Origin of the sequence: Dyella sp. EPa41, from assembly GCF_016586165.1 — a bacterium.
In the GTDB taxonomy this organism is placed as follows: domain Bacteria; phylum Pseudomonadota; class Gammaproteobacteria; order Xanthomonadales; family Rhodanobacteraceae; genus Dyella.
Window position 1 is genome coordinate 39833 of sequence record NZ_BCPR01000036.1, and the last position, 7749, is coordinate 47581.

The window sequence follows — 7749 nt, forward strand, 5'->3', positions numbered from 1 at the left end:
GCCGGGGACTTGGATCACCCCACGCCCCGGCCATGGCATTACCGGTTCAACCTCCAGCTTGCGGCGCCAAGCACGCCCCATTGGCCGTGCTCGACCACGAACACGGGCGTGCGATTCAGGAACGAGCGCATCACGCCCTTGTCCAGGAACCGCTCGGTGAACGGTCCGGCGCGGAGCACGCGCGTGAGCCGCGCAAGGAACCCGCCCGCGAGGCAAACGCCGCCACTCGCGCTGAAGGCAACGGCCACATCGCCGCAGAAAGCGCCAAGCCAGCGGCAGAAGCAGTCGACCGTTTCCACGGCGATGGCATCGGCGTCCGTCACCGCCATGGCGGTGATCTCCCTGGGGTCGATCAAAGGCGTCGGCGCGCCTCGTACGGCAGCCACGGCGCGGTAGAGACGCAGCAATCCCGGGCCGCTCAATACGTGCTCATACGAAACATAGCCATCCACCGGGCCCAGCTCCGCGCGGATCGCCTGCTCGATGCCGGGGCGGGCGGCCAGTTCCATCTGCCCTGCCTCGGCAGGAAGCACGCGGGCCGGTCGCCCCGGCAGCCAAAGCGCCGCGCCCAGGCCGGTTCCCGGGCCGATAACGGCCACCGGCCCCTTTGGATCGGCCATGCCGTTCACGATGGTGACTACGTCCTGCTCGCCGAAGTGACCCATGGCATGCGCGAACGCCTCGAAGTCGTTGAGCACCTCGATGGAAGCGAACCCCGTTTCCGCTCTCAGTTGATCCAGGACGACCGGCCACGCCAGGTTCTCGTTGACGACCGCGCCGCGCTCGACGAATCCGGCGCAGGCCAGTACCAGCGTCTTCGGATGCACCGCGTATTCACGACAAAAATGGCGGAGGATGTCGGCGAGCGATGTGTAGTCGGCGCAGCGGTAGACCTGGTAGGAGGCAATGGCCGGCCGCCCCGTGACGGGATCGGGCACCACGAGGCCGAGGCGCGCGTGCGTACCTCCTACGTCCGCCGCCAGGAACGGCGCGCCCCCGAAGCCTTGCCATTCCCGGCGACTGGCAACCAGGGGCTCGCCAGGGACCGGTGAGCGATCGGTGTGCACGGGCTCGCGGCCCTCATCCGACAACGGCGTCATCACCTCACCCCAGTGCTGGGCATGCCCCGCCCCAAGCCATTTCCAGATAAACCAAGAATTTGCCCGCGTCCCAAGGCCCAAGCCATGGGGCGCAACCGTGCGCGGAATCGCGCCATGAGCCGACCGTGTCGCGCCCCGCACTTTCGATCATATATAAACCTAGTTTTTATATGTGCACAAGTAGTAGGATCCAGACGACACAACCCGACCCAAGGGGGCGGGGCGCGATCGCATACTTCTTCGTCTCCCCGGAGGCGGATTCGGGAGCATTGATGCCGGTTCAGCACCACGACCAGGAACCGCCCGGCAGGCCTGAGGCCGGCAAGGCCCGGCTCGCCTCCCTCGCCTTTGGCGGGGCGCCGGCCGGCAACCTCTATACAGGCGTGGCCGACGGCGTCGCCCGCGGCGCGATCGAACATGCCTGGCGCGAAGGCATCCGCCACTTCGACACCGCCCCCTATTACGGCTACGGCCTGAGCGAGACCCGCATCGGCGACGCACTCGCGGGCGTTGGACGCGCGAGCTATGCGCTCTCCACCAAGGTCGGGCGCCTCATCGATGTCGACCAGGACCGGCACGACCGCGGCGACGGCTTTGCCGTCGACGGGCGCCGCGCGTATTTCGACTACTCGCGCGACGGCATCCTTCGCAGCCTCGAGAGCAGCATCCGCCGGCTTCGCACCGAACGCATCGATCTCCTGCTGCTGCATGACATCGGCGAACTCACGCACGGCCCACGCCATGCCCAGGTGCTCGCGCAGGCATTGAATGAAGCGCTGCCGGCGATGGCCGAGTTGCGTGCCCAGGGCGTGGTCGGCGCCATCGGCCTGGGCGTCAACGAAGAGGCCGTGTGCCTGGAAGTGATGCAGCGCTTTCCGCTGGACGCCGTCATGCTGGCCGGACGCTACACGTTGTTCGAGCAGGCGCACAGCAAGACCGTCATGGCCAAAGCACAGGCCGACGGCGTGAAGGTGCTGATCGCCGGCCCCTACAACTCTGGCCTGCTCGGCGCGGATGCAGGGCCGGGCGACACCTACGATTACGCGCCCGCCTCAGCCGCCATACGGGCGCGCGCGCAACGGTTCTATGACGTCTGCGCGCGCACCGGCGCGACCGTGGGCGCGGCCGCGCTGCAATTCCCCATGGCGCATCCGGCGGTGTCGAATGTCGTGTGCGGCCTGCGCTCCGTCGCCGAAGTCGACAGCGCCATCGAACGCATCCGCGCCACGGTTGCCCCTGCCACCTGGACCGCACTGGTCGAAGCCGGCCTGATCGATGCGGGAGTACCCACGCCGTGATCATCGATGCGCACCGCCACTATTGGGACCCGTCGCGGCTGGAATACGGCTGGCTGGAGCACGCGCCGTCCACGCTGCAACGCAGCTTTCTGCCACCCGATATCGGCACGACGCAGGATGCCTGCATCCTCGTACAGGCGGCGCCGGATGAGCGCGAAACATGGTTCCTGTTCGATCTGGCCCGCCAGACCGAAGGCGTGCTCGGTGTCGTGGGCTGGGTGGACATGGAAGCGGACGACGCCACGCGGCGCATCGAGGCCCTGGCCGAACAAGGACAAGGACTGCTGCGCGGCATCCGGCCGATGGTGCAGGACATCCCGGATACGGAATGGCTGACCCGCCCGGCACTCGATCGCGCCTTCGATTGCCTGCGCGATCACGGCCTGGTCTTTGACGCACTGGTGGACAACCGGCACCTGCGCGCCCTGTCCCAGCGGCTCACCCGTCATCCGGGCCTGATCACCGTCGTCGATCACGGCGCCAAGCCGAACATCGCCGGGCGGGAATTCGCCGCCTGGGCGGGTGCGGTCGCACGCGTCGCCCAGGTGCCCGACGTGGCCTGCAAGCTGTCCGGCCTGTTGACGCTGACGGGGGCCAGGGCCGACGCGGCCGCCATCGAACCGTTCGTTGCGCACCTCTTCGAAAGCTTCGGCGGCGAGCGCGTCATGTGGGGAAGCGACTGGCCCGTGCTCACCACGCATGCCACCTACGAGCAGTGGAAAACCTGCGCGCAAGCATTGGTACGCGGGCTGGCGCCACGCCACGAGGCCGCGGTGTTCGGCGCCAACGCCATGGCGATCTATTCACTCAACGGCCGCACGACGGCCCCAGGGAGAGCGGCATGAATTCCCGTTCCGTGAACTCGACAGCAGGCAACGCCGGGAGCAGCGCATGAGCGGGCGCCTGGCGGGCAAGTACGCCCTCGTTACGGCCGCCGGCGCCGGCATTGGCCGCGCCACGGCACTCGCCTTTGCCGAAGCCGGGGCGACGGTGCTGGCGACGGACATCCATGAGGAGAGCCTCGCATCCCTCGCCTCCCGCCATTCGGCCATCCGCACGCAAATCCTCGACGTCACCGACACGACGGCAATCCGGTCGCTGGCCGCCTCCGCCGGCCGCATCGACGTGCTGTTCAACTGCGCGGGCTACGTGCATGCCGGCACCATTCTCGACACGGACGATGCCAGTTGGCGGCGCTCGTTCGCCATCAACGTGGACAGCATGTTCCACCTGTGCCGTGCCCTGCTTCCCGGCATGATCGAGCGCGGCGCGGGCAGCATCATCAACATGTCGTCGGTCGCATCGAGCATCAAGGGCGTGCCGAACCGCTTCGCCTACGGCGCTACCAAGGCGGCGGTGATCGGGCTGACGCGCGCCATTGCCGCCGACTTCGTGGCAAAAGGCATACGCTGCAACGCCATTTGCCCCGGCACGGTGAAGACGCCCTCGCTCGCCGAGCGCGTGCGCGCCCTGGGCGGTGACGAGGAAGCCGCATGGGCCGGCTTCACCTCGCGCCAGCCGATGGGACGACTCGGCAAGCCCGAGGAAATCGCCGCGCTCGCGCTCTACCTCGCCTCCGACGAATCCTCCTTTACCACCGGCACCATCCACGTCGTGGACGGCGGCTGGTCGAATTGATGGACATGCCTGCATGAAACTTTGCCGTTATGGAGCGCCCGGCGCGGAAAAGCCCGGCCTGATCGACAGGCACGGAGCCATCCGCGATCTCTCCGCCGTCATCGATGACATCGGCGCCGACGCGCTCGGCCGCGAAGGCCTGCGCCGGCTGATGGCGATCGACCCCACCACCCTGCCCGTCGTCGAAGGCTCGCCCCGCTTCGGTACGCCGGTGGCGCATGTGGGCAAGATGCTCTGCGTGGGCATGAACTACGCCGACCACGCCGCGGAAACGAAAGCACCCGTGCCCGAGCAGCCCGTCCTCTTCATGAAGGCCACCACGGCCATCGGCGGCGCCAACGACCCCATCGTGATTCCGCGTGGCTCGGTGAAGACCGACTGGGAAGTGGAACTGGGCGTGATCATCGGCGAGGTGACGCGCGATGTTTCGATCGACGATGCGCTCGATCACGTGGCCGGCTACGCCGTGATCAACGACGTGTCCGAGCGCGAATTCCAGCTGGAACACGGCGGCCAATGGGTGAAGGGCAAGAGCTGCGACACGTTCGGGCCGATTGGCCCATGGCTGGTCACCCGGGACGAAGTGCCCGATCCGCAGAACCTCTCGCTCTGGCTCGAGGTGAACGGCCATCGCTACCAGAACGGCAACACGCGCACGATGGTGTTCGGCGTGACCCACCTGGTGAGCTACATCAGCCGCTACATGACCTTGATGCCGGGCGACGTGATCAGCACGGGAACGCCCGCCGGCGTCGGCCTTGGACTGCACCCGCCGACCTACCTGAAACCGGGAGACGTGATCGAACTGGGCATCGAAGGCCTGGGCCGGCAACGGCAGGACGTACTCGCCCATCCCGCATCGCGCGCATGAGCGTCTTGCGCCATCCCCTCCATTTCGCCCCCGGCACGGGAGGCCGGCCACGATGGTGACGATTACCGCTCTGGAAACCTTCGACGTGCGTTTCCCCACGTCGTTGGCGCACGATGGCTCGGACGCCATGAACCCGGACCCGGATTATTCCGCTGCCTACGTCGTGCTGAAAACCGACGCGCCCGATGGCCTGGCCGGTTATGGCCTGGTGTTCACCATCGGCCGTGGCAACGAGATCGAAACCGCCGCGCTGGCGGCACTTCGCCCCATGGTGGTCGGCCGCAACGCCAGCGACATGGCGAGCGACCTGGGCGCCTTTGCGCGGCAGCTGACGGGCGACTCGCAACTGCGCTGGCTGGGCCCCGAGAAGGGCGTGATGCACATGGCGATCGGCGCGGTCATCAACGCCGCGTGGGATCTCGCCGCCCGCATGGCGAAAAAGCCCGTGTGGCGCTTCATCGCCGACATGACGCCCGAGCAATTGGTCGACCAGGTCGATTTTCGCTACATCACCGACGCGCTCACGCCCGGGCAGGCGCTGGCCATGCTGCGCGAAGCCGAGCCGCACAAGCAGGCACGCATCGCGCAGCTCGAAGCCGAGGGCTACCCGGCCTACACCACCTCTCCCGGCTGGCTCGGCTATTCCGACGAGAAGATGCAACGGCTCGCCCGCAAGGCCGTGGCCGATGGCTTTCGCACCATCAAGCTCAAGGTCGGCCTGCGCATGGAAGACGACCTGCGGCGCTGCCGGCTGGCGCGTGAAGCGGTCGGGCCGGACGTCGCCATCGCCGTCGACGCCAACCAGCGCTGGGACGTCCAGACGGCCATCGAATGGCTGAAGCCGCTGGAGGACATCGGCCTGGCCTGGGTCGAGGAGCCCACCCATCCCGACGACGTGCTCGGTCACGCGGCCATTCGCCGCGGCGTGTCGCCCATCCCCATCTCCACCGGCGAGCACGGCCAGAACCGCGTACTCTTCAAGCAACTGCTGCAGGCGCAGGCCGTCGACCTCATCCAGATCGACGCGGCACGCGTCGGCGGCGTCAACGAAAACCTCGCCATCCTGCTGCTGGCCGCCCGCTTCGGCGTACGCGTATTTCCCCATGCGGGCGGCGTGGGCCTGTGCGAACTGGTGCAACATCTCGCCATGGCCGATTTCGTGGCCATTACCGGCAAGAAAGAGGACCGCGCGATCGAGTTCGTCGACCACCTGCACGAGCACTTCGAGGATCCGGTGACGATTTCCCAGGGGCGCTACCTCGCGCCCAGGGCGCCGGGCTTCTCCGCCCGCATGCACGAGGACTCGGTGCGTGACCACCTCTTTCCCGATGGCATCGTATGGAAGCACGCTCCCAAGACCGCGGTGGGGTGAACCATGAAAACGCCAGTGACGAACATCGCCGACCTGCGCGCCATCGCTCGCCGGCGGGTGCCCCGCGCGTTCTTCGAATACGCCGACCGTGGCTCGTACGATGAGGCCACGCTGCGCGAAAACCGCCGCGCCCTCGACCGCCTGCAACTCAGGCAGCGCGTCATGCAGGACGTGGACAACCGTTCGCTGGCCACGACCATCCTCGGCGCCCCCGTCAGCATGCCGCTGGCCATCGCGCCCACCGGCCTGACCGGACTGCAGCACGGCAGCGGCGAGATCCATGGGGCGCGCGCCGCTGCCGAAGCACGCATCCCGTTTTGCCTCAGCACCATGTCCATCTGCTCGATCGAGCAGGTGCGCGCGGCTTGCGACACGCCGTTCTGGTTCCAGGTCTACGTGATGCGCGACCGCGGCTTCACCCGCGAACTGATCCGGCGCGCCCGTGCCGCGCGATGTTCCGCCCTGATGCTGACCGCAGACCTTACCGTGCAGGGTCAGCGCCATCGCGAGATCAAGAACGGCCTGTCCGTGCCGCCCAGGGTGACGCTGCGAAACCTGCTCGACATCGCCAGCAAGCCGCGCTGGGCGTGGAACGTACTCAAGGCGCCCAGCCGCTCGTTCGGCAACCTGGAGGGACGCATCGGCGGCGCGGACAGCCTGACCACGCTCGCGCAATGGATCGCCAGCCAGTTCGACCCCACGCTCAACTGGGACGACCTTGCGTGGATCCGTGAAGAGTGGCCGGGCAAGCTGATCGTGAAAGGCATCCTGGATCCGGAGGATGCGCGCCTCGCCGTACAGCACGGCGTCGATGCCATCGTGGTGTCCAATCACGGCGGACGACAACTCGATGGCGCCCCCGGCACCATCGACGTCCTGCCCGCGATCGTCGATGCCGTCCAGGGCCGCACGGAAGTGCTGTTCGACAGCGGCATCACCAGCGGCCAGGACCTGCTCAAGGCACTCGCGCTCGGCGCGCGCGCGGGGCTTATCGGCAAGGCGTTTCTCTATGGCCTGGGCGCCAACGGCCAGCAGGGCGTGACGCAGGCGATCGAACTGATCCGCCGCGAACTGAGCGTCAGCATGGCGCTGACCGGCCAGCGCGATGCCTCGCGCATTTCGCGCGACGTGATCTGGCGCGGCGCCTGACCCGTCGCTCCCTCGCCCCGCGGGAAGCGGGGCGGGTGAAACCTGCCTGACCGAGGCCACCGCAGGGCGTACCTCGTGCGCGGCCGAAGAGCTTCTTGGCGCCGCTCCACCGGCTTGTCGCGCACAGGGTGCGCTCCCACAACGGTGGTGGGCTGCTGCAACACGCGCGCGCATCGGGCGGGCGCCTCGTGACCGGCGGCGGCATGCCGACGGCGGTGCTTCGTAGGTTTATCGCGCACTGGGTGCGCTCCTACAGGACAGGGTGAGCGCACTGTGCGGGGCCGGCGGCGCTTTCTCCCTCTCCCCTTGTGGGAGAGGGTC

The 7749-nt window shown here is 67.9% G+C and carries 7 protein-coding genes; 6 read left to right on the top strand and 1 reads right to left on the bottom strand.

Translation table 11 applies throughout. The features are described from left to right. Nucleotides 1–38 precede the first annotated feature (38 nt). Nucleotides 39–1241 (bottom strand): glucokinase, encoded by a 1203-nt coding sequence (locus JMF82_RS12825; protein WP_201314958.1) that lies wholly within the window; start codon nt 1239–1241, stop codon nt 39–41. 131 nt (nt 1242–1372) lie between these two features. Between JMF82_RS12825 and JMF82_RS12830 the strand changes: the two genes are divergently transcribed. From JMF82_RS12830 to JMF82_RS12855, 6 genes are read left to right on the top strand one after another with little or no spacing between them, the layout of a single operon-like run. Further along, a complete protein-coding gene (locus tag JMF82_RS12830; RefSeq protein ID WP_201314959.1) occupies nt 1373–2398 on the top strand; it encodes an aldo/keto reductase in 1026 nt (341 codons plus the stop codon). Beyond that, nucleotides 2395–3243, top strand: coding sequence for an amidohydrolase family protein (locus JMF82_RS12835; protein WP_201314960.1), 849 nt, complete (start codon nt 2395–2397; stop codon nt 3241–3243). The genes JMF82_RS12830 and JMF82_RS12835 overlap by 4 nt, the downstream gene beginning before the upstream one ends. 46 nt (nt 3244–3289) lie before the next feature. Continuing rightward, nucleotides 3290–4036, top strand: a complete 747-nt coding sequence (locus tag JMF82_RS12840; protein WP_201314961.1) for an SDR family oxidoreductase — start codon at nt 3290–3292, stop codon at nt 4034–4036. Between the two features lie 13 nt (nt 4037–4049). Next, the gene (locus JMF82_RS12845) at nt 4050–4907 is read left to right on the top strand and encodes a fumarylacetoacetate hydrolase family protein (protein ID WP_201314962.1); all 858 of its coding nucleotides are present in this window, start codon (nt 4050–4052) and stop codon (nt 4905–4907) included. Nucleotides 4908–4959: 52 nt separating this feature from the next. Next, nucleotides 4960–6279: an enolase C-terminal domain-like protein gene (locus JMF82_RS12850; protein ID WP_201314963.1), complete on the top strand. Its 1320-nt coding sequence runs from the start codon at nt 4960–4962 to the stop codon at nt 6277–6279. Nucleotides 6280–6282: 3 nt separating this feature from the next. After that, nucleotides 6283–7428 carry an alpha-hydroxy acid oxidase gene (locus tag JMF82_RS12855; RefSeq protein WP_201314964.1) on the top strand — a complete coding sequence of 382 codons (1146 nt, stop codon included), beginning with the start codon at nt 6283–6285 and terminating at the stop codon, nt 7426–7428. Nucleotides 7429–7749 lie beyond the last annotated feature (321 nt).